The following is a 19231-nucleotide window of genomic DNA, read 5'->3' as shown; positions in this document are numbered from 1 at the left end:
ATTCCACTTTCCTCCTGGAAAGCGAGACTAGCACGATGAGTGGAATGAAGTGCTGGTGAAGTTGGGCGGACCGCTATGACACCTGGGCCTCCGCGATGGCGATGCGGATCTCGTTCGCCACCACCTTCACGTGCGGATCGGTCAGCAGCGAGACATGGTTGCCCGGTACCATGCGCAGGCGCAGCGGTTGCAGCGAGAGGTCCTCCCACCCCTCGGTGAGCGTCTCGCAGAACTTGCTGTCGAGCGCGCGCAGGAAGGTGATCGGGCCATGGAAACGCTCCGCCGGCTCGTAGCCGGAATAGCTGGCACTGCGAAAGAGCGCCAGGATGCGCTCGATACGCTCGTCTGGCTCGTCCGGCGCATAGACACCGTGCTTCCTGGCGAGGTCCATGAAGTGCGCGATTCGCTGTCGCGGATCGAGGGCGCGCATGTCGTTGCTCTTCAGCCCGATGTCCACATCGAACCAGTACCGGAAGCCAGCCCCGATGATGGAGTAGAACTCGACGAGGTCATCCAGGAAGGTCTCGTTCGGCATGCGGAGGCGGGCGTTGGCGGGCGACCAGGCGTCGCATACGGCGAGCACGGCCACCCTTTCTCCGCGGCGCTGCAGTTGCAGGGCCATCTCCAGCGCGACCACGCCGCCAGAGCAGTGGCCTCCCAGGAGGTAGGGACCACGCGGCTGCACGGCCCGCATGGACTCGATGTGGTCGGCCGCCATGTCCTCGACGCGATCGAACGGGGGGCGAGCGCCATGGAGCCCTCGCGTCTGGAGGCCGTAGACGGGCTGATCCGGTGCCATCCAGCGCGCCAGCGCGTAGTGGTTGAATACGCTCCCCTCGCCTCCCGGAAGGAAGAAGAAGGGGCGCTTCGAGCCGTGCGGCTGGAGCGGGACGACGATCTCCTCGTTGAGCCTCCTCGAGCGCGCGCGCAGGTGGCAGCCGATGCGCTCGATCGTCGGCTCCTCGAGGAACGTCTCCATCGAGAGCGGGGCATCGAACCGAGCCACGGTCGCGGCGAGGACGGCCTCCGCCGTGCCACGGTCGCCGCCGAGCTCGAAGAAGTCATCCTTCATCCCGATCCCGAGGGAGTCTCTGTGCAGGATGTCCGCCCAGATTCGCGAGAGCCGCAGTTCGTAGGCGTCTCGAGGGGGGATGAAACGCTGGGGCGTCATCGTCCTCACGTGCTTTCCGTGGTGGGGGTTCATGGCTGCGCCTCCGCGCTCGCGAGCGTGACGTGCTGCATGGGAGGTGGGCGCGCGCCGGACGGCTCGCGCTGGACCGAGAGCTCCTGGTCACGCACCTGGCGCTTGAGCTGGATCGGCAGCGCGCCGGAGACCGCCTCACGCGCGAGCACGCTCGCGATGAGATGCGCGACGCGCGACCAGTCGCAGTAGCCGTTGATCGCCTCCCGCTGGAGCAACTGGACGGCTGGATCCACCGCACGGCACAGCGTGGCCAGCGCCCGCTCCTGATCTCCGCCGAGTGTGTCGACGAGGATCGGCAGCGGCGAATCCCGGTGCGTCGCGCACTCGGAGGCATACAACCGATCGAGCTGGAACGCGTAGACCGCGCGCTCCATGGCCACCTCCGCGGCGATCGCGTCCACGGCTCCATCCGGCCCCTCCAGTGGATCGGGCGGCATGAGGAGCGGAGGAATGCCGTTCACGAGCGCGGCGCCGATGCTGCTCAGGCCCGGGCGGCAGACGAAGGTCGCCCGTGGTTTGGCACTGAGGGCCCGGAGGAACGTGCTCCAGTCCTCGTTGATCCATCCGAGCAGCGTCACGTTCGCGAGCCGCGGGCGCTCGAGTTCGAGCGACAGCCACGCTCGATCTTCCGCGCTCCCACCCGCGAGCAGGAAGTGCGTCTCCTCCATCCGTGCCGCCAGCGCCAGCATCGCGCTCCAGTGCCGGCGGCTATAGGCGGAGTAGCCGTTGCCCTGCGACACGAGCACGACGCCGCGCGGGTCCCTCGGGGTGAAGAGGTGCTGGAGCGCCGGCGAGTGCTGGACCAGGAGGGCTCCGGCCCGCGCCGCGGCCTCTTCCGGAGAGAGCGCGCTGGCCTGGCCGAGCGGCGGGATGACCACGTAGGGCCGCTTGCCCGATTCCAACGACTGCCAGTCCCGCCAGTTGACGGCCTGATACCAGATCGTGCCGCTCTCCGGCACACCCGCCATGAGCTCCCGGCTCGCGGCCTCGAAGTCGACCGAGGGGTTGCGCCGCGGATCGATCCCCGATGCACTCAGCGCGTCCTCGAGCTCGCGCCGCGTGTGGATCGCCGGCGCGGACGCGGCCAGGAGCTCGGCCAGCCCCGGTGCCACCGTCGACCGGGCCTGGCGCGCCAGCCGCCTGAGCCACTCGAACTCCTCGAACGCATAGCGCACGGCATGCAGCGGGACTTCCTTCCGCCGCGCATGTTCGGCGAGCTGGTGCAGGATCCAGGTCTCCGGCCGGCAGTCGTTCACGATGGCGGCCGAGCCCGCGCTGGCCCGGGCGAGCTCGAGGTTGTCCGCGATCCACAGAAGGGCCGCCTCGCGGTTCAGCAGCTCCGGGCGCGAGACGTGGGTGACATCCGCGGGCGTGATCGTCGCCGACTCCGAGTCGCTGTAATGGAGCGGAACCACGTGGAGCCCCGCCGGGTTCTCGGCCTTCCGGCGAGCGGTTGCCGCGTCCTCCTGCCGCCGGATCGCCGCGGTGAACGGGACCGGGTCCGGGAGTCTGGCGAGGGCTCCGTGCACGGCCGGGACCCAGCCCGTCGTGTGCCCGAACGCTTGCGCGACGTACATCACGCCCGGGGAAACCGGCGCGCCGTGGACCGTCACGCGGAACTGGCCCTCGTGCCTGGGATCCGGACCCGTGACATAGAGCGGGGCCTGCGCCTCCCGCGGTGACGAGCCGTCACGTGGGACGAGCATCGCCAGCCTCGCATCGCGATCCGAGATCAGGATGCTGTCCGCGCCCGCGGCCAGGGCGAAGGCCGCCGTATCCATGGCCGGCAGCGCGTTCTCGATCGACAGCGGCTGCCCGGCGACGGCGATCCGCGGCGGCTCTCCGGGCGCGGGATACGTCACCTCGATGCGCCCGAGCGAGAGCTCGACGGCGTCACCGAGCAACACGCGGGACGGCTCATCCCTCGGCGGATACGTGAACCTCGCATGCGCCCTCATCGGGAGACCTCGTTCGCATGGAGATCCCTGGCGATCATGTCCTCGTAGGTCTCCGCGCGACGGATGAGCGTCTCGCGGCCCTGGTCCAGGACCACGATGCCCGGCTGCGGGAAGCAGAAGGAGTTCGAGAAGGAGACCAGATAGGCACCCGCGTCCATGATCGCGAGCGTGTCTCCGAGCCGGAGCCGGGGGAGCTCGATCGTGGTCCGCAGGCGGTCCATCGGGCTGCAGGTGGGGCCGTCGAGGGAGTACGCCTCACTCGGGGATTCGCCCCACCGCTCGGCGTGGAAGATCTCGTGATACTCGCGGTGCAGGATGTGGGCGATGTTCTCGCCGGCGTCCAGGATGGCGTGCGCGGGCCCCTCTCCAGCCGTGTTGAGGCTGTTGACCCGGCACAGCAACATCTGGGTGTTCCCGGTCATCGCACGGCCGGGCTCCAGCAGGATGCGAGGTGCCGGACGGCCGGCGCGACGGAAGTGGTCCTCGACCCGCTCGACGAGCAGCGCGAGGTAGCCATCGATCGAGAGCCTGCGGCTGACCCGCTCGGCGAGCGGGAGCGGCGAGTCGTTGAGCGGCAGGACCGTGGGGACCGCCAGGCTCCCGCCGAGGTCGAGCAATTCCACGTCGAGCCCGAGCCGGGCGTGGAGCGTGTCGCAGAACTCCAGCACCTCTCGAACGAAGCGCTCCAGGGTATCGGCATCCTCGATGGCCACCCCCCGGTGCGCGTGCAACCCGACGACCCGGAGGGAGGAATGCGACAGCGCTTCCTCGTAGGCCGCCAGCGCCTGCCCTCCGGCGATCGGGATGCCGAACTTGCCCGACCAGCTATCGGAGGTGGCCACGCGCAGTCCCACCGTGGGCCGCTTGCCGAGCTCCGCGGCGGACCGTGCGACGAGCGCGATCTCCTCGCGATGATTCAGGTGGGTGAGCAGGAGATCGCTCTGGACGAGCGCGCGCGCGACGCTCGTCGTCTTGCCCGGGCCATTGTAGATGATCCTTCCGGGCGCGACCCCGAGCCGCATGGCGAGCCACAGCTCGTACGGAGAGACCACCTCGGCTCCGACGCCGAGCTGCGACAGCCTCTGGAGCACGGCCGGAATCGGATTGGTCTTGTAGGAATAGAAGATCTCGGCCCCCCGCTGCTGGCCCGGCGGCACCTGCTGGAAGCGCCGGACGTTCTCGGCGAGCCGGTCGGCGTGGACGACGAAGAGAGGGCTCCCCCAACGCTCCACGAGGCTCGTGAGCGGCTTCCCCTCCAGGCACAACCCTCCTTCGGCTCGCGTCAGCCTCCAGCTCTCTGGATGAAGGGATTGAGAAGCTCCGGCCGCCTGCTTCGTGGGCCTTTCGGGAACAATGACGGAGTGTGTGGACAAGGTCGAACCCTCATGGAGCTCGGAGAGCGACAAAGGACCCGCCCGGCTTCTCATGGGGCCTTCCCTCTCCGAGTCAGCGCGGTGGCTGAGACATGCCGCCAGACAGCACGGCCCATGCCAGTTCGGAAATGCCTGGGAATCCTCGGGAACTCCTGCCACCGCGCTCTGGCTGACACGTCATTGACGTGTCATTGACGCGTCAGCGCGCTCGGGAGCAACTCATCAGAGCGGCTTCAATGGCATACAACGGAAAGTGCAAGGGCAATGCTAACAGCGCGGAGGAGTAGAGCCCCTCTTGCACAACCACCCGGTCCGCCACGACCCGCCGTGAATTCCATTCTCACTGCACGGTGAAGAAGGCGGGCACGGAGGCGCCACTCGCATCGGAGGCGCGGATCACGGCGCGCAACCGGGTGGTGCCGCTCGAGCCACTGCCCTGCGTGCCAGGGTGGACGTAGGTGTAGCCGGGCTCGGCCGAGAAGACCGGGGCGCACGCCGCGCCGCTGCCAGCGTAGGTGGCGGGCTCGGCGATCGCGGGGGCCATGCCCGAGGCGTACTGGTTGGACACCTGGACGGTGGCGATGCTCTCCGTGGCGGCGTCGCCGGAGTTCTTCACCCGTTTGTCGTAGCCCTCCTGGCTCATCTCGAAGTCACCCGAGGCACTCGCGGTGGACTCGACGGTGCAGAGGCCGCGCAGGACGGTGCCACGGTGGATGAGGAGCTGCCGGTCGGGCGGGAAGTCCGCCTGGCGGCTCTGCGGCACGCGGCAGCGCTCGGCGGAAGAGATGCTGGTGTTGACCTTGAACTTCTGGCTGTCGAGCACGAGGGCGCGGTGGGTGACACCCAGGGAGCCGGGCCCGGACTCCGCGATGGTTTCGGGGCCGCAGCCCGCGGCCATCATCAGCGGAGCAAGGGTTCCCAGCAGTCGTGACGAGCGCTTCATGGTGTGTCTCTCCTCGGAGGGGATTCGCGGCGGCCACCGGCCAGCCACCGTGATCCGAGGCAAGAGCAACCCCCGTGCCGTGGCCGGGGGTGCAGTGACACCGTGCGCATTTCAGTGAGGCCCCACGAACCGCGCGCGCCGGGCGCGGGACGGGCGGAACGGTGGTACGAATGGCACGGCACCGTGTGCCAGATCGCCAGCGGGTGGCACGGCCCCGTGTGCCACCCACGTGCGCTCAGGCGTGAACGGAGCTCAGCCCCGGGAGCCCTGGGCGTAGGCCACGGCGAGCTGCCCGGCGAAACGGGCGTTGTTGGTGAGCAGCGCGAGGTTGGCGCGCAGCGTCTTGCCGCTGGTGCGGCGGGCCATCTCGGAGAGCAGGAAGGGCGTCACGGCCTTGCCACGGATGCCCTGCCGATCGGCCTCGGCCATCGCGGAGGCGATGTGCAGCTCCACGTCGGCGCGAGGCAGCGAGGTCTCCTCGGGAGGAGGCACCGTGAAGAGGATGCCCCCCTGCCCCAGCGTGTCGAAGCGGGCCCGGAGGATGCGCGCGCCCGCCGTGGCGTCGTCCACCCGGTGCTCCAGTTTCAGCCCGGACGAGCTGCTGTAGAAGGACGGCAGCTCATCGGTGCCCACGCCGATGACGGGCACGGCGGCGGTCTCCAGGGCCTCCAGGGTCTTGGGGAGGTCCAACACGGACTTGGCGCCGGCGCACACCACGGCCACCGGGAAGCGCCCCAGGGCCCAGAGGTCCTGGGAGATGTCCATGTGCTCGGCGACGCCGCGGTGGACGCCACCGATGCCACCCGTGGAGAAGACGCGGATGCCCGCGGCGGCGGCCAGCTCGCAGGTGGCACTCACGGTGGTGCCTCCGGTGGCGCCCTGGGCGATGGCCACGGGCAGATCCCTCGAGGCCAGCTTGAACAGCCGCTCCTTGCCCTCGGCGAGCCGGCGCATCTGGGGTTCCTCGAGCCCGATGAACACCTGCCCGTCCACCACGGCGATGGGAGCGGGCACGGCACCGGCGCGGCGCACGGCCTCCTCGCAGGCGCGCGCGGCCCCGAGGTTGTCCGGGTACGGCAGCCCTTGCGCCACCACACTCGTCTCCAGCGCCACCAGCGGCACGCCCTGCTCCTTCGCGCGCCGGACCTCTTCGGAGTAATGCAGTTCCATGGGGGGCATATACGCCACGGGCCCGAGGGCAGGACAAGCACGGAGACACGGTGCGTCCCGGGGAGCGTTCGACTCCGGTCAGGCATGGGGGTGCTCGTCCGACGGAGGACGCCATGCGAATTCTTTCCATCGAGACAACCCCCGTCCACGAGTGGACGTACCTGTCCGCCTCCCCGCGCGGAGGGAGCGAGCTCCAGCATCTCCCCCTGCTCTCCGCGACGGTGGACACCCTCCCTCCGGAGCTGGAGGCCCTCATCGTCACGTCGGATCTCCAGGGAGTGGCCACCAACGCCGAATTCGAGGGGGCGGCCGCGCTGCTGGGCGAGGTGCTGGCCGAGGAGCTGGTCATCCTGGCGGACCTGGGGGAGCTACCCCATCCCAACCACATCGGCATCCTGCTCGCGGGAGACCTGTACTCGGACGCCTCGGCGGCGGTGCGGGGGGCGTCGGGGGACGTGCGAAGCGTCTGGAGCGCGTTCGCCGAGCGGTTCCGCTGGGTGGCGGGCGTGGCGGGCAACCACGACACCTTCGGGACGCCGCGCGAGCGGGAGCGCCTGCAACAGCGTCCGGGCCTGCACCTGCTGGATGGCGAGGTGCGGGAGTTGGACGGGCTCCGGGTGGGAGGGCTGAGTGGCATCATCGGCCAGGCGGGGAAGCTCTGGCGGCGCGAGGAGGAGGACTACCTCGAGGCGCTGAGGGAGGTGCTCCGCCCGGGCCCCGAGGTGCTGGTGCTGCACCAGGGGCCGGACGAGCCGGCGAGCGAGCGGAGGGGAAGCCCGGCCATCCGCGCGGAGCTGGAGGGACGCGAGGAGCTGCTCGTCATCTGCGGCCACAGTCACTGGGACGAGCCGCTGGCGGAGCTGGCGGGAGGAGCGCAGGTGCTCAACGTGGACGGACGCGCCGTGTTGTTACGACGAGGCCACTGAGCCCGGGAGCGTAGGAGCATTCATTGGGCGCGCTGCTCGTCATCTCCGGAGTGCTGGTGAGCCGACGCCGCTGAGCCTCACGCACGCCGCCGCGACACGGTGAGGCCGTAGTCCTCGATCTTCTTGTCCAGCGTGGGGCGGCTGATGCCGAGCAGCTTCGCGGCGACGATCTTCTTTCCCCCGGCGGTGCGCAGGGCCTCGGCGATGGCGTCGCGCTCCAGGCGGGAGACACGCTCCTGCAGGGTGAGCTGGGGAGGCGACGCACTCCCGGCCTGGATCTCCGGTGGCAGCGCCAGCGCATGGACCTGCGTGCCGGCGTGCACCAGCGCGAGCCGTTCCGCGAGCAGCTCCAGCTCGCGGACGTTCTGGGGCCACTCGTAGTCCCGGAGGAGCTGGCGGGCGTCGGGGTCGAGCGTGGGAGGCTCCATGCGTATGGCGCGGGCCCCGCGGGAAGCGAAGAGATCGAAGAGGATGGGGATGTCGGCGCGGCGCTCGCGCAAGGGAGGAAGGACCAGCTCGAGCCCGGCGAGCTGCCGGAGGAACGAGGCCTCCACCTCGCCTTTCATGACGAGCGCCTGGAGCGAGACATTCGCGGTGACGATGAGGCGGACGTCCACGGGCTCCTCGCCGCCCTGGAGGGCCGGGGCCGTCTTGCGGGCGATCAACCGGGCGAGCCGCTCGGCGAGGGGGCGCGGGAGCAGCTCCACGTGGAGTAGCAGGAGCGTGCCCCCATCGGCGCGCAGCAGGGCCGAGGCCACGGGAGGCTGTCCGGGCACGCTGGAGCGCCCGAGGAGCACCTCTTCCAGGGAGGAAGCCGGGTCGCGGCAGTCCACGCGGACGAGCGGCCCGAGGGCACGCGGTGAGCGCGCGTGGATGTAGCTGGCGCAGAGGGACTTGCCGGAGCCTGGCGGGCCGGAGAGCACCACGGGGGCGGCGCTGGCGGCGGCGCGGCGGGCCTGCTCCACGACCTTGCGGAAGGGGCGCGAGTTGCCGGCCATGTCCACGCGGCCCGGCCCCGACTGCTGGGTCTGGCTCCCCGCGCGAGAGCGCACGGCGGCGTAGGCCTCGCCCCCGAGCCGCCCGAGCATGGCGGCGAGCCGTGCGTCGGCATCCGTGAAGTCTGGCTCCTCGCGTTCCACGTAGAGCACGCCGAAGGGCAGCCCTCCCGAGGCCACGAGGGGCGAGCACAGGACGCCGGCGGAGCGGCCCTGCTCGGAGTGCTCGAGCGTGGCGCGGGCCAGGTCGCGGGGCACCTCCACGGAGGGCTTGCCCACCACGGCCGCGGTGAGCAGCCCCTGGGTGTCGCCGAGGAGCGCCGCGGCCGCGTCGGCATTCAGCGCATGGAGCGAGGCATCGGCGATGCGCCGCAGCACCATGGCCTCGCTGGTGGCGCCCAGGAGCGCCGCGCCCGCCGAGTACAGGGCGGCCTCGGCACCGACGTGGGGCAGCACCTCCTCGACGTGCAGGAGGCTGGTGCCCTCGGGGACGGTGCCCGCCAGCGAGGCGGCGCCGAGCGGCTCGACGAGCGCGGTCGTCTTCCCCACCTGGACGCGGTCGCCGGGGTGGAGCGGCACCTCGCCGGAGACGCGCTCGCCATTGACGGAGGTGCCATTGCGCGAGCCCAGGTCGGCCAGGTGCAGCTGTCCCTCCTGCACGAAGAAGCGTGCATGGCGGCGGGACACGTGGTCGTCCTCGGGGAGGGGAATCTCACACGAGGGGCTGCGGCCGATCGTCGCCTCGGCCTGGATCTCGAAACGCAGGCCGGCGGAGGGGCCGGAGAGGAGCAGCAGGGCGGGCATGGCGGGCGGCGGATGGTACCACCGCCCTGCTCACATCGGGCGCTCGGCGTTGAGGAGCGCGCGGACCTCGTCCTCTTCCAGGGTGCGGCCCTCGCGGCTGAGGGCGAGCGCGTTCACATCGGCCTCGGCGACCTCCACGTGGGCGCCCTTGCGCCACTCGGTGGTGTGGACGGCGCCATCCACGAGCCGGCCGACGATGACGCCCTCCTCCCAGGAGAGCACCTCGGACCAGAGCTGCTCGGTGACGGTGTTGCCCTCGGGGTGGGTCTCGAAGGGGGCGCGCACGACGAAGGTGAGCGGCTCCATGAGGCCACGGCGCAGGAAGCGCGCCTTGAAGGCGGGCAGGTGGGCCTGGGCCTCCCGGTGCATGGACTCGGTCTGCTCGGTGGGCTCCTGGGCGAAGCGCTCGCGGAAGGGGCGCAGCAGCTCCGCGGTGTTGTGCCGGCCCTGGGGCGACACCACCGTGAGGAAGAGGCCCTCATGGCCCTCGAAGGCCTCCAGGGGGACGCCGAGCAGGTTGGTGCGCGCCTCCTCCGACGGCACCATCATGAAGGTCTGCCCCTCGCTGGTCCCCATCTCCTTGCGCAGTGGCGGCCCCTGGCCGAACGCCAGGTCGGTGCACAGCTCGTGGAGGAAGGCCTCGGCGGGCAGCAGGTCCTGCTCGCCCAGGTGGAAGATCTCCAGATCCCTGGCGCCGAACTTCTCCATCCCGTGCGAGTGCACCCACAGGGGGGTTTCGCCCTCGATCACCTCCACGGCGTGGAGGTTGACGTGGTCGCGGATGTCGAAGTCCAGCTCGGTGATTTCGGCCACGTCCTCGGACTCGTGGACCTTGGACGAGGTGATGTCCACGAGCACCCCCTCCACGTGGGCCAGGACGATGCGGGCGCACATGAGGGCCACGAAGACGGGCACGGTGGGCTGGGTGGAGCTGGTCTCGAAGGCGAAGCGGTAGAAGGCGCTGGCGCGGGTGAGGGCCTCCAGGGCGGGCTCGCTGCCGGAGAACATGTCCGGGGTCCACTCGGCGGGAGCGGGCCGCTGCTCGAAGACGACCTCCACCCGGGACTCCTCGGCCTCCACGGTGAAGCCGTGCCCATCCGGTGCGGCGGTGAAGCCCATGTCCTCGGACTCGAAGGCGGCGCGCAGGTCGTCGAGCGGGACGGGCGCGGCGCGCGAGATGGCGACGAGGTAGACCTCCATCACAGGTGCTTCTCGATCTGTCGGAAGAGGTCCACGCGGTCCACCAGGTTCGTCAGATAGTCCAGCTTATCCGTCGGGAGAACCAGGACGGGGGACATCTTGTAACCACTGAACCATTCCTCGTACAGGGCGTTCAGCCGGTTGAGGTAGGCGGTGGGGATGTCCTGCTCCATCTCCCGGCCGCGCAGGCGGATGCGCTGGCGCAGCGTCTTCACCGGGCAGCGCAGGTAGATCATCAGATCCGGCGGGGCGAGCGTCTGGGCGAAGGTCTCGTAGAGGCTGGAGTACATCTGCCAGTCGCGCTTGTCGATGTAGCGCTGGCGGTGGAGGTTCTTGGCGAAGATCTCCGCGTCCTCGTAGAGCGTCCGGTCCTGGAGGGCGGTGCCGGACGAGCGCTCGAGCTCGCGCTGGAGGCGGAACTTGGCGGTGAGGAAGAAGAGCTGGGAGCGGAAGGCCCAGGTCTTCATGTCCTTATAGAAGTCAGCGAGGTAGGGATTCTCCTCGTTGGGCTCGAAGAAGGGGGTGAGGCCGTACTTCCGGCAGAGGAAGGACGTGAGCTCCGTCTTTCCAGCCCCGATATTGCCCGCGATCGCGATGAACTTCTTCTTGGCCAAAGCACCGCGCTTGTACCCCCACCGGACGGCACACACCAGAAACAAGGTGGCATGCTAGATACGGGCCTTCATGTCTCCCCCACCCCACCCCACTCCATCGCCGGGCGCGCGAGCGTGCGGGCGGTCGCTGGCACCCGGAAGAGGTGTGGGCGGTCCCGCTGTTCGGGCGTTTTGGCGGGACACCGGGCAGCGCGCCGTGGTGGGCTCTCCGTAGGACGCTGACGAGGTCTCCAGGATGCTCCGTAACTTGTTGTGCATGGTGGTCGCGGTGGTCGCCACCGCCATCTTCTTCCCCGTGACCGTGGTGGTGGCGCTCATCACCCTGAACCCGGGAGCCACGGTGTGGGTGGCCCGGCGGCTGTGGTCGCCCGTGCTCATCGCGACGGGAGGGGCCAGGCTGGTGGTGACGGGCCAGGAGAACGTGGACCCCAATCGGCCCACCATCTACGTGTCCAACCACCAGTCCACGCTGGACATCCCCATCCACTTCGTGACGGTGCCGGTGAACTTCCGGTACGTGGCCAAGCACCAGCTCAAGTACGTGCCGCTGATCGGCTGGTACCTGTGGTTCGCGGGGCACATCTTCATCAACCGGGGCCGGCGCGAGAAGGCCATCGCCTCGCTGGACGCCGCGGCGCAGAAGATCCGCAGCGGCACGAGCGTGTTCCTCTACCCCGAGGGTACGCGCTCGGACGACGGCAGCGTGCTGCCCTTCAAGAAGGGCCCCTTCGCGCTGGCGCTCAAGTCCCGGGTGCCGGTGGTGCCCATCACCATCGAGGGCTCGGGCACGGTGATGCCGAAGAACTCGTGGAACATCAAGCCGGGCCCCGTGTACGTGAAGATTGGCAAGCCCATCGACACCACGGCCTTCGAGGAGGATGACCGCGAGGGGCTGGCCCGGGCGGTGCGTGACGTCATCATCCAGCAGAGCCTGGAGCTGGGCGGCAAGGGAGGCGATCCCGAGAAGGCCACCGCCGCCGCCGGAGTCGAGGGGAACGCGCCCTCCCGTCGCAACGCCTCCTGAGGAGATCCTCCTACCGTGCGCCTCCCCTCCCCCGACTCCCGAAGTCATGCCCGTCGGCTGCGCACCTGGGCGGGTGTGGCCGTGCTCGGACTGGGCCTGGTCACCGGCTGCCGCCATGGCGCCGCCGCCGAGCGCCCCCTGGACGCGCGAGCGCAGGCCCGCGAGTACCTGGCGAAGAAACAGCCCGAGCGGGCCCTGCCGCTGCTGGAGGCCGAGTATGCCGGGGCACCGGAGGACCTGGAGCTGGCGCGGCTGCTGACGGAGGCCCAGGTGAAGGCGGGCCACACGGACGCGTGGATCGTCGAGCTGCAGCGCCGCAACGCGCAGGCGGAACGGGCGGTGAACCACTACATGTTGGGGCTGGCCTACTTCTCGCGGGCATCGGACGCGGGGGCGCCGGCGGTGGCGGCCTTCGAGCGGGCGATGGAGCTGAAGCCGGATGAGCCCGAGCTCCACTACCGGCTGGGGCTCGCCCGGCTGGAGTCCGAGCAGTACACGGAGGCGGTGGGTCCGCTGCGGCGCGCGGTCGAGCTGGCTCCGGAGCGGGCGGGCTTCCGCCTGCCGTTGGCCAAGGCGCTGCACCGGACGGGGGACGCGGCGGGGGCGGTGGCGGCGCTGGGAGCGCTGGTGCGGATGAGTCCGAGCCCCGCGGAGGTGGCCACGGCGCGGGCGCTGATGGAGCAGATCGCGGATCCGTTCGCGCGCTTCCCGAAGGCGGCCGAGCCCAAGCTGGAGGAGGGCCTGCGGTACCTGAGGGAGCTGGACGCACCGCACCCGGCGATCGTGGCGTTCGAGGAGATTCTGCGGGACTACCCGGACCTGGCGGTGGTGCACGCGCTGATGGGGCTGGCGTGGCAGCGGCTGGACGACGCGGGCCGGGCGGTGGAGGAGTTCAAGCGGGCCATCGAGCTGGCGCCGGAGGACGGCAAGAACCACTTCTACCTGGGCGAGCTGTACCTGGGGAGGCAGAGGCCGGAGGCGGCGAGGCCGCACCTGGAGAAGGCGGTGGAGCTCAACCCGCTGCAGGACGTGGCGTGGTTCCGGCTGGGGGACATCCACCTGGAGCAGCGGAACCTGAAGGCGGCGGGCGAGGCCTTCCGGGTGCTGACGTACCTGTTGCCGGACGAGGAGGCGCCGAGGGGCAAGCTGGCGCTGGTGCGTCAGCTGGAGGGCGACTGGGCGGGCGCCGAGCGCGAGCTGCTGCACGTGGTGGACAGGAATCCAGACAACGTGGAGTTCACGCTGCGGCTGGGCATCCTCTTCGCCGAGCAGGCGAAGCAGTCCTCGAGGCCGGAGGAGCGGAGGGAGGCGGCCGGGAAGGCGGAGCGCTGGCTGCGCAAGGTGCTGGAGGCCCAGCCGGAGAACGCGGTGGCCTCGAGGGCGCTGCAGCAGCTCAAGAGTCCCAGGGCCCAGTAGCCAGCGGGAGCCCGGGCCTTCTACACTGGGGACTCGATGAGTGAAGGTGCCAACCAGCCCCAGCAGCCGCCGCGCGGACCGCCGTCGTCGACGAGCATGCCCCGCGTCTCGCAGACGAACAATCCGCGCGTGATGAGCGCCGCGCGTGCGGCCCCCCTGCCCAAGGAGCAGCAGCAGGAAGCGTTGAGCCAGAAGCTGAAGGCCGAGTCCGCCAACGTGGCCCTCAACGCCCTCTCCATCGTGAAGGAGAAGGTGGAGGAGTTCCGCGAGCAGGACAGCTTCTTCAAGTACAAGGCCTTCATCGTGGCGGGCTGGGTGTTCCTGTCCCTCAGCACGTTCGGCGTCACATGTGCCCGGGGCAGCGTGAAGGAGACGGGTGACTTCGGCGCGAAGCTGGTGCCCGTCACCAGCCGGGCCTCGCTGACGATCATGAACAAGAGCGAGGACGCCTGGGAGAAGGTCCACATCGTCGTCACGGACAGCCAGCGCGTGGAGTGGAATGCCTTCGTGCCGCGCGTGGAGCCGGGCCGGGACATCACCATCACGCCCAAGCAGTTGCTGAACGCGAGCGGCCAGGCGGCGCCCTCGGACCTCCGGATCGTCGGCGTCGAGATGCGGACCGAGGACGGCAACGCCGTGCTGCTCGAGAACGGCAAGAACCTCACCGACGCGCAGTAATCCGGAGCCCACAAAGCGCGAGAGCGCCCTTCCCCGAGGGGAAGGACGCTCCCGTGCACTACCCTTCGGACGGCTGGCTACTCCGCCTTGGTCTCCGTGGCGCCAGCGGCGGCCTCGGTGTCGACCGGAGCGGCCTTGGCGGGACGATCCACCAGCTCCAGCAGGGCCATCTCGGCGCCGTCACCACGACGGAATCCGAGGCGCACGATGCGGGTGTACCCGCCCGGGCGGTTGGCGTACCGGTCCTTGTACTCGCTGAACACCTTCTGGAGGATGACGCGGTTGCGAACCGTCCGCTCCGCGAGGCGCACGTTGGCCAGGCCACCGCGCTTGCCGAGGGTGATGATGCGCTCGGCGATCGCCCGGGCCTCCTTGGCCTTGGGCAGCGTGGTGCGGATGGCCTCGTGCTCGAGCAGCGAGGTGACCATGTTGTGGAGCATCGCGAGCCGGTGGCTCGTGGTGCGGTGGAGCTTCCTCTGGCCTACCTTGTGACGCATGGTGCTGACCTCGGGCCCTTTCGGGGCCCACCACTCCGGCCGTACGAGGTACCGGGTGGGAAGGATGGAACCGGCACGGGCTCCACCGTTGCTGTATCGGGCCTGGGAAGGCCCCCTCCTCCCCCGGGGTATACGGCCATGCCGCCCCGAGGGACGAGGTACTGCGAGAGTCTACTAGGCCTTGGGAGCGCCGGGGGGCACCGCGCCACCCGCCGTCGCCGCGGCGGCAGCAGCAGCGGCCGCCGCACCCGGAGCGGGCGGGGGCGGGGTCTTCGGAGGCCAGTTCTCCAGCTTCATGCCGAGCGACAGGCCCATCTCCGCGAGGATCTCCTTGATTTCCTTCAAGGACTTGCGGCCGAAGTTCTTGGTCTTGAGCATCTCGGCCTCGGTGCGCTGCACCAGGTCGCCGATGGTCTTGATGTTGGCCTGCTGCAGGCAGTTGGCCGAGCGCACGGAGAGCTCCAGCTCGTCCACCGAGCGGAAGAGGTTCTCGTTGAGCTTGGCCTCCTCCTTCGGGGCCTCGACCGCCACGGGCTCCTCGGTCTCGTCGAAGTTGACGAAGACGGTGAGCTGCTCCTTGATGATCTTGGCCGCGTAGGCGACGGCGTCCTGCGGGGTGACGGAGCCGTCCGTCCACACCTCGAGGGAGAGCTTGTCGTAGTCGGTGACCTGGCCGACGCGGGCGTTGGTCACCTGGTAGTTCACCTTGCGGGTGGGCGAGAACAGCGAGTCGATGGGGATGGTGCCGATGGGCGAACCGGCCACCTTGTTGGCGGAGGCGGGCACGTAGCCACGGCCGCGGCGGCACGTCAGCTCCATGCGGACCTTGCCACCCTCGGAGACGGTGCAGATGTGGTGACCCGGGTTGAGGATCTCCACGTCCTGGTCGGCGATGATGTCACCGGCCTTGATCTCCTTGGGGCCCTCGGCCTCGATGCGGATCGTCTTGGGCTCGTTCGTGTGCATCCGGAGGAGGACCTCCTTCAGGTTCAGCACGATGTCCGTGACGTCCTCGGCCACCTCGGGGATGGTGGTGAACTCGTGGTCCACACCCTCGATCTTCACCGTGGTGATGGCGGCACCCTGCAGGGACGACAGCAGGACGCGGCGCAGCGAGTTGCCCAGCGTGGTGCCGAAACCGCGCTCGAGCGGCTCGGCGACGAACTTGCCGTACGTGGGGGTCAGCGAGTCCTGATCGACCTCGAGCCGGCGGGGCTTGATGAGATCACGCCAGTTCTTCGCGAGGAAAGAGTCAGCCATGTTCTTCTGCTCCTGGGAACGTGCGCCACCACCGACTTACCCACCGGGGTGGTGGGAGGATGGGCACGCGGGGTTTTTGAATAACGGCCGGCCCCCGGGGGCTGCACGGAGGGGCCGGTAGAAGCACGACGCCCCGGCGGTGAGGCCAGGGCGCGTACGACAGCTCCAGCGGAATGAACCCGCCCGCGGAGGGCGGGCCAGGCCGATTACTTCGAGTAGAGCTCGACGATGAGCTGCTCCTGGATCGGCATGGTGAGGTCCTCGCGGTTCGGGGCGGTCCGCACCGTCGCCTTGAAGGACTTCTTGTCCAGGTCGATCCACTGCGGCACGCCGCGGCGATCCACGGTCTCCAGCGCCTCGGAGATGCGGAGGATCTTCCGGCTCTTCTCGGCCACCTCGATGGTGGTGCCGGGCTTCACCGCGAACGACGGGATGTTGACCCGCTTGCCGTTCACCGTGAAGTGGCCGTGACGCACCAGCTGGCGGGCCTCGGCGCGGGTGTCCGCGAAGCCCATGCGGAACACCACGTTGTCCAGGCGGAGCTCCAGCTGCTGCAGGAGGTTCTCACCGGTCTTGCCCTTGGCGGCGGAGGCGCGGTGGTAGTAGCCGCGGAACTGGCTCTCCAGCAGGCCGTACATGCGCTTGACCTTCTGCTTCTCGCGCAGCTGCACGCCGTAGCCGGAGAACTTCACGCGGCCCTGGCCGTGCTGACCGGGGGGATAGGGACGCCGCTCGATGGCACACTTGTCCGTGTAGCAGCGGTCACCCTTCAGGTACATCTTCAGGTTCTCACGCCGGCAGATACGGCAGGCGGAGGCGGTATAACGGGCCACGATGCTTCTCCGTGTAGAGGTGGTCTGGACCGCTCCCCACGAGGAGAGCGGCCCGGGATGGAACTAGACGCGGCGGCGCTTGGGCTGACGGCAGCCGTTGTGCGGGATGGGCGTCACGTCGCGGATGAGCGCGATCTTCAGGCCGGCGGCGGCGAGCGCGCGCAGGGCGGACTCACGGCCCGCGCCAGGGCCCTTCACCAGCACCGTCACGTTCTTCAGGCCGTGCTCCATGGCCTTGGCCGCGGCGTCACCGGCGGCCACCTGGGCGGCGAACGGCGTCGACTTGCGGCTGCCGCGGAAGCCGCGGGCGCCAGCGGAGGACCAGGAGATCACGTTCCCGGACACGTCCGTGATCGTGATGATGGTGTTGTTGAACGTGGACTGGATGTGGACCACGCCATTGAGGATGCTCTTCTTGCCCTTCTTGCCCTTCTTGCGCGCAGCGGCGGCGTCGCCCGTCGCGGGGGCCGCAGCGGCCGGGGCCGCAGGCGCGTTGGTCTCTTCAGCCATGGAACTCGTTGCTCCGTGAGGTAGGTGATCGACGCCGGCTCCTCATGGGGAGGCCGGCGCAGGTGGAAAGAACTAGCGAGCGCCCGCCGCCGGCTTGGCGCGCACGATGCCGCGCTTCGGGCCCTTGCGGGTGCGCGCGTTGGTGTGCGTCCGCTGGCCACGAACCGGCAGACCCTTGCGGTGACGCAGACCCCGGTAGCAACCCAGGTCCATCAGCCGCTTGATGTTCATGGTCACCTCGCGACGGAGGTCACCCTCGACCTTGTAGGTCGCCTCGAGGATCTCGCGGATCTTGCGAGTCTGCTCCTCGGTCAGGTCCTTGGTCCGGGTGGCGAGATCGATACCCGCCGCGGTGATGATGTCGTGGGCGGACTTGTTGCCGATCCCGTAGATGTACTGGAGCGAGATCACCGCGCGCTTGTTGGGCGGGAGGTCGATGCCGGCGATACGAGCCATCTTGAGTCGTTCCTTCTGGTGAGTTGGTCTGGAGCTCGGTCCCTGAGGGGCCTAGCCCTGGCGCTGCTTGTGCCGCGGGTTGGAGGCGCAGATGACGCGCACGATGCCCTTGCGGCGGACAACCTTGCACTTGTCGCAGATCTTCTTGACGGACGCCCGAACCTTCATGGCGGTACTTCCCTTCCTTCGCTTTAGAAAAGAAAAGCCTCGAGGGCCGGTCCGCCATTCCGCGGAACCGAGCCCTTGCTACTTCGCCCGGTAGGTGATCCGGCCCCGGGACAGATCGTACGGGGACAGCTCGACCTTGACCTTGTCGCCCGGGAGGATTCGGATGAAGTGCATCCGCATCTTGCCCGAGATGTGCGCGAGCACCTTGTGGCCATTGTCCAGCACCACACGGAACATCGCGTTCGGGAGGGGCTCCATTACAGTCCCCTCGACTTCGATGGAATCATCCTTCGGCAATCAGATAACCCTCTCGCGGACCACCGGAACTCTGGAAGCGCGGCGGGATACCACTTTGGTCCAGAAGTGGCAAGCATCCTCGCGCAGTAAAACCGAATTTCTACGAACCCTCGTGTACACCACTGTATTCCGCTCGCCTACCCGGCCCGCTGCCGGGTGAGGACTTCGGGCCCCCCTTGGGTGATGAGCACGGTGTGCTCGAAGTGAGCGGAAAGCTTGCTGTCGCGCGTTACGGCTGTCCACTGATCCTCGAGGACCATCACCTCATCCGTGCCCTGGTTCACCATGGGCTCGACCGCGAGGACCATTCCTGGACGAAGCTTCAGGCCACTGCCCGGCTGGCCGTAGTTGGGCACATCCGGCTCCTCGTGGAGGCGGCGGCCGATGCCATGGCCGCTGAAGAGCCGGACCACGGAGAAGCCCCGGGCCTCCACGTGGCGCTGGACGGCGTGGCCGATGTCCCCGAGCCGGTTGCCGGGCACCATGGCCTGGATGCCCTTGTGGAGGGCTTCCCGGGTGGTGTTCACCAGGGCCTGGGCCTCGGCGCTCACCTTCCCCACCGGGACCGTCCGGGCCGAGTCCCCGAAGTAGCCCCGGTAGGCGACCCCGAAGTCCAGTTTCATCAGGTCTCCCTCCCGCAGCTGGCGCCGCTTGGAGGGGATGCCGTGCACCACCTCGTCGTTGACGGAGGCGCACAGGCAGGCGGGGAAGCCGTGGTAGCCCTTGAAGGCTGGCCTGGCCCCCTTCTGGTAGATGAGCTTCTCGGACAGGGCATCCAGGTCCCAGGTGGTGACACCCGGGGCCACGGCCTTCTCGAGCTCGTCCAGGATCTCGCTCACGATGCGCCCGGCTTCGCGCATGAGGGCGATCTCCTCCCGGCTCTTGATCGCGACCTGACCCACGGC

20 protein-coding genes are annotated in these 19231 nt (G+C 69.3%); 4 read left to right on the top strand and 16 right to left on the bottom strand.

Annotated elements, in window-relative coordinates:
- Positions 1-73 precede the first annotated feature (73 nt).
- The 5 genes from Q664_RS40775 to Q664_RS40755 all read right to left on the bottom strand — a co-directional run bounded on the left by Q664_RS40775 (position 74) and on the right by Q664_RS40755 (position 6648).
- Positions 74-1204, bottom strand: a complete 1131-nt coding sequence (locus Q664_RS40775; protein ID WP_235217073.1) for a thioesterase domain-containing protein — start codon at positions 1202-1204, stop codon at positions 74-76.
- A complete protein-coding gene (locus Q664_RS40770; RefSeq protein ID WP_152622623.1) occupies positions 1201-3111 on the bottom strand; it encodes a hypothetical protein in 1911 nt (636 codons plus the stop codon). The genes Q664_RS40775 and Q664_RS40770 overlap by 4 nt, the downstream gene beginning before the upstream one ends.
- Positions 3112-3158: 47 nt before the next feature.
- Positions 3159-4427, bottom strand: coding sequence for a diaminopimelate decarboxylase family protein (locus Q664_RS40765; protein WP_235217072.1), 1269 nt, complete (start codon positions 4425-4427; stop codon positions 3159-3161).
- Between the two features lie 448 nt (positions 4428-4875).
- Positions 4876-5478 (bottom strand): hypothetical protein, encoded by a 603-nt coding sequence (locus Q664_RS40760; RefSeq protein ID WP_043409084.1) that lies wholly within the window; start codon positions 5476-5478, stop codon positions 4876-4878.
- 252 nt (positions 5479-5730) lie between these two features.
- Positions 5731-6648 carry a pseudouridine-5'-phosphate glycosidase gene (locus Q664_RS40755; protein WP_043409079.1) on the bottom strand — a complete coding sequence of 306 codons (918 nt, stop codon included), beginning with the start codon at positions 6646-6648 and terminating at the stop codon, positions 5731-5733.
- Between the two features lie 113 nt (positions 6649-6761).
- On the opposite strand from Q664_RS40755, the gene Q664_RS40750 reads away from it, so the two are divergent.
- On the top strand, positions 6762-7574 hold the full coding sequence (locus Q664_RS40750; RefSeq protein ID WP_043409076.1) for a metallophosphoesterase family protein: 813 nt from the start codon (positions 6762-6764) through the stop codon (positions 7572-7574).
- A gap of 77 nt (positions 7575-7651) precedes the next feature.
- On the opposite strand, the gene Q664_RS40745 is transcribed toward Q664_RS40750, so the two are convergent.
- From Q664_RS40745 to Q664_RS40735, 3 genes are read right to left on the bottom strand one after another with little or no spacing between them, the layout of a single operon-like run.
- On the bottom strand, positions 7652-9373 hold the full coding sequence (locus tag Q664_RS40745; protein ID WP_043409073.1) for a sigma-54-dependent Fis family transcriptional regulator: 1722 nt from the start codon (positions 9371-9373) through the stop codon (positions 7652-7654).
- Positions 9374-9403: 30 nt separating this feature from the next.
- On the bottom strand, positions 9404-10576 hold the full coding sequence (locus tag Q664_RS40740; RefSeq protein WP_200883839.1) for a hypothetical protein: 1173 nt from the start codon (positions 10574-10576) through the stop codon (positions 9404-9406).
- The gene (locus Q664_RS40735) at positions 10573-11187 is read right to left on the bottom strand and encodes a deoxynucleoside kinase (RefSeq protein ID WP_043409069.1); all 615 of its coding nucleotides are present in this window, start codon (positions 11185-11187) and stop codon (positions 10573-10575) included. The genes Q664_RS40740 and Q664_RS40735 overlap by 4 nt, the downstream gene beginning before the upstream one ends.
- A 235-nt stretch (positions 11188-11422) precedes the next feature.
- On the opposite strand from Q664_RS40735, the gene Q664_RS40730 reads away from it, so the two are divergent.
- From Q664_RS40730 to Q664_RS40720, 3 genes are read left to right on the top strand one after another with little or no spacing between them, the layout of a single operon-like run.
- Complete coding sequence (locus tag Q664_RS40730) at positions 11423-12211, top strand: lysophospholipid acyltransferase family protein (protein ID WP_043409065.1); 789 nt, start codon at positions 11423-11425, stop codon at positions 12209-12211.
- A gap of 15 nt (positions 12212-12226) precedes the next feature.
- On the top strand, positions 12227-13627 hold the full coding sequence (locus Q664_RS40725) for a tetratricopeptide repeat protein (RefSeq protein ID WP_084610759.1): 1401 nt from the start codon (positions 12227-12229) through the stop codon (positions 13625-13627).
- A gap of 36 nt (positions 13628-13663) precedes the next feature.
- Positions 13664-14305 (top strand): hypothetical protein, encoded by a 642-nt coding sequence (locus Q664_RS40720; RefSeq protein WP_043409062.1) that lies wholly within the window; start codon positions 13664-13666, stop codon positions 14303-14305.
- Positions 14306-14382: 77 nt separating this feature from the next.
- On the opposite strand, the gene rplQ is transcribed toward Q664_RS40720, so the two are convergent.
- The 8 genes from rplQ to map form a co-directional block, all read right to left on the bottom strand.
- Complete coding sequence (gene rplQ, locus Q664_RS40715) at positions 14383-14802, bottom strand: 50S ribosomal protein L17 (RefSeq protein ID WP_043409059.1); 420 nt, start codon at positions 14800-14802, stop codon at positions 14383-14385.
- Positions 14803-14976: 174 nt separating this feature from the next.
- The gene (locus Q664_RS40710; RefSeq protein WP_052519278.1) at positions 14977-16062 is read right to left on the bottom strand and encodes a DNA-directed RNA polymerase subunit alpha; all 1086 of its coding nucleotides are present in this window, start codon (positions 16060-16062) and stop codon (positions 14977-14979) included.
- A gap of 206 nt (positions 16063-16268) precedes the next feature.
- Positions 16269-16895, bottom strand: coding sequence for a 30S ribosomal protein S4 (gene rpsD / locus Q664_RS40705; protein WP_043409057.1), 627 nt, complete (start codon positions 16893-16895; stop codon positions 16269-16271).
- Positions 16896-16958: 63 nt separating this feature from the next.
- Positions 16959-17405: a 30S ribosomal protein S11 gene (rpsK, locus tag Q664_RS40700; protein WP_043409055.1), complete on the bottom strand. Its 447-nt coding sequence runs from the start codon at positions 17403-17405 to the stop codon at positions 16959-16961.
- A gap of 72 nt (positions 17406-17477) precedes the next feature.
- Positions 17478-17861 (bottom strand): 30S ribosomal protein S13, encoded by a 384-nt coding sequence (rpsM, locus tag Q664_RS40695; protein WP_043409053.1) that lies wholly within the window; start codon positions 17859-17861, stop codon positions 17478-17480.
- Positions 17862-17912: 51 nt separating this feature from the next.
- The gene (gene rpmJ, locus Q664_RS40690) at positions 17913-18029 is read right to left on the bottom strand and encodes a 50S ribosomal protein L36 (RefSeq protein WP_002633586.1); all 117 of its coding nucleotides are present in this window, start codon (positions 18027-18029) and stop codon (positions 17913-17915) included.
- A 78-nt stretch (positions 18030-18107) separates the two neighbouring features.
- Entirely contained in the window at positions 18108-18326 is a 219-nt protein-coding gene (infA, locus tag Q664_RS40685; protein WP_043409051.1) for a translation initiation factor IF-1, read from the bottom strand.
- A 137-nt stretch (positions 18327-18463) separates the two neighbouring features.
- Positions 18464-19228 carry a type I methionyl aminopeptidase gene (gene map, locus Q664_RS40680; RefSeq protein WP_043409047.1) on the bottom strand — a complete coding sequence of 255 codons (765 nt, stop codon included), beginning with the start codon at positions 19226-19228 and terminating at the stop codon, positions 18464-18466.
- Between the last annotated feature and the right edge of the window lie 3 nt (positions 19229-19231).

The sequence above is a fragment of the Archangium violaceum Cb vi76 genome (assembly GCF_000733295.1).
Lineage (GTDB): Bacteria > Myxococcota > Myxococcia > Myxococcales > Myxococcaceae > Archangium > Archangium violaceum.
This window is presented reverse-complemented; position numbering and strand designations above follow the sequence as displayed.

Excerpts from the sequence above, each read along its gene's own strand:
- Q664_RS40775 (WP_235217073.1), bottom strand. The coding sequence starts at position 1,204 with ATGAACCCCCACCACGGAAAGCACGTGAGGACGATGACGCCCCAGCGT.
- Q664_RS40760 (WP_043409084.1), bottom strand. The coding sequence starts at position 5,478 with ATGAAGCGCTCGTCACGACTGCTGGGAACCCTTGCTCCGCTGATGATG.
- Q664_RS40755 (WP_043409079.1), bottom strand. The coding sequence starts at position 6,648 with ATGGAACTGCATTACTCCGAAGAGGTCCGGCGCGCGAAGGAGCAGGGC.
- Q664_RS40750 (WP_043409076.1), top strand. The coding sequence starts at position 6,762 with ATGCGAATTCTTTCCATCGAGACAACCCCCGTCCACGAGTGGACGTAC.
- Q664_RS40745 (WP_043409073.1), bottom strand. The coding sequence starts at position 9,373 with ATGCCCGCCCTGCTGCTCCTCTCCGGCCCCTCCGCCGGCCTGCGTTTC.
- Q664_RS40730 (WP_043409065.1), top strand. The coding sequence starts at position 11,423 with ATGCTCCGTAACTTGTTGTGCATGGTGGTCGCGGTGGTCGCCACCGCC.
- Q664_RS40720 (WP_043409062.1), top strand. The coding sequence starts at position 13,664 with ATGAGTGAAGGTGCCAACCAGCCCCAGCAGCCGCCGCGCGGACCGCCG.
- rplQ (WP_043409059.1), bottom strand. The coding sequence starts at position 14,802 with ATGCGTCACAAGGTAGGCCAGAGGAAGCTCCACCGCACCACGAGCCAC.
- Q664_RS40710 (WP_052519278.1), bottom strand. The coding sequence starts at position 16,062 with ATGGCTGACTCTTTCCTCGCGAAGAACTGGCGTGATCTCATCAAGCCC.
- rpsK (WP_043409055.1), bottom strand. The coding sequence starts at position 17,405 with ATGGCTGAAGAGACCAACGCGCCTGCGGCCCCGGCCGCTGCGGCCCCC.
- rpsM (WP_043409053.1), bottom strand. The coding sequence starts at position 17,861 with ATGGCTCGTATCGCCGGCATCGACCTCCCGCCCAACAAGCGCGCGGTG.
- rpmJ (WP_002633586.1), bottom strand. The coding sequence starts at position 18,029 with ATGAAGGTTCGGGCGTCCGTCAAGAAGATCTGCGACAAGTGCAAGGTT.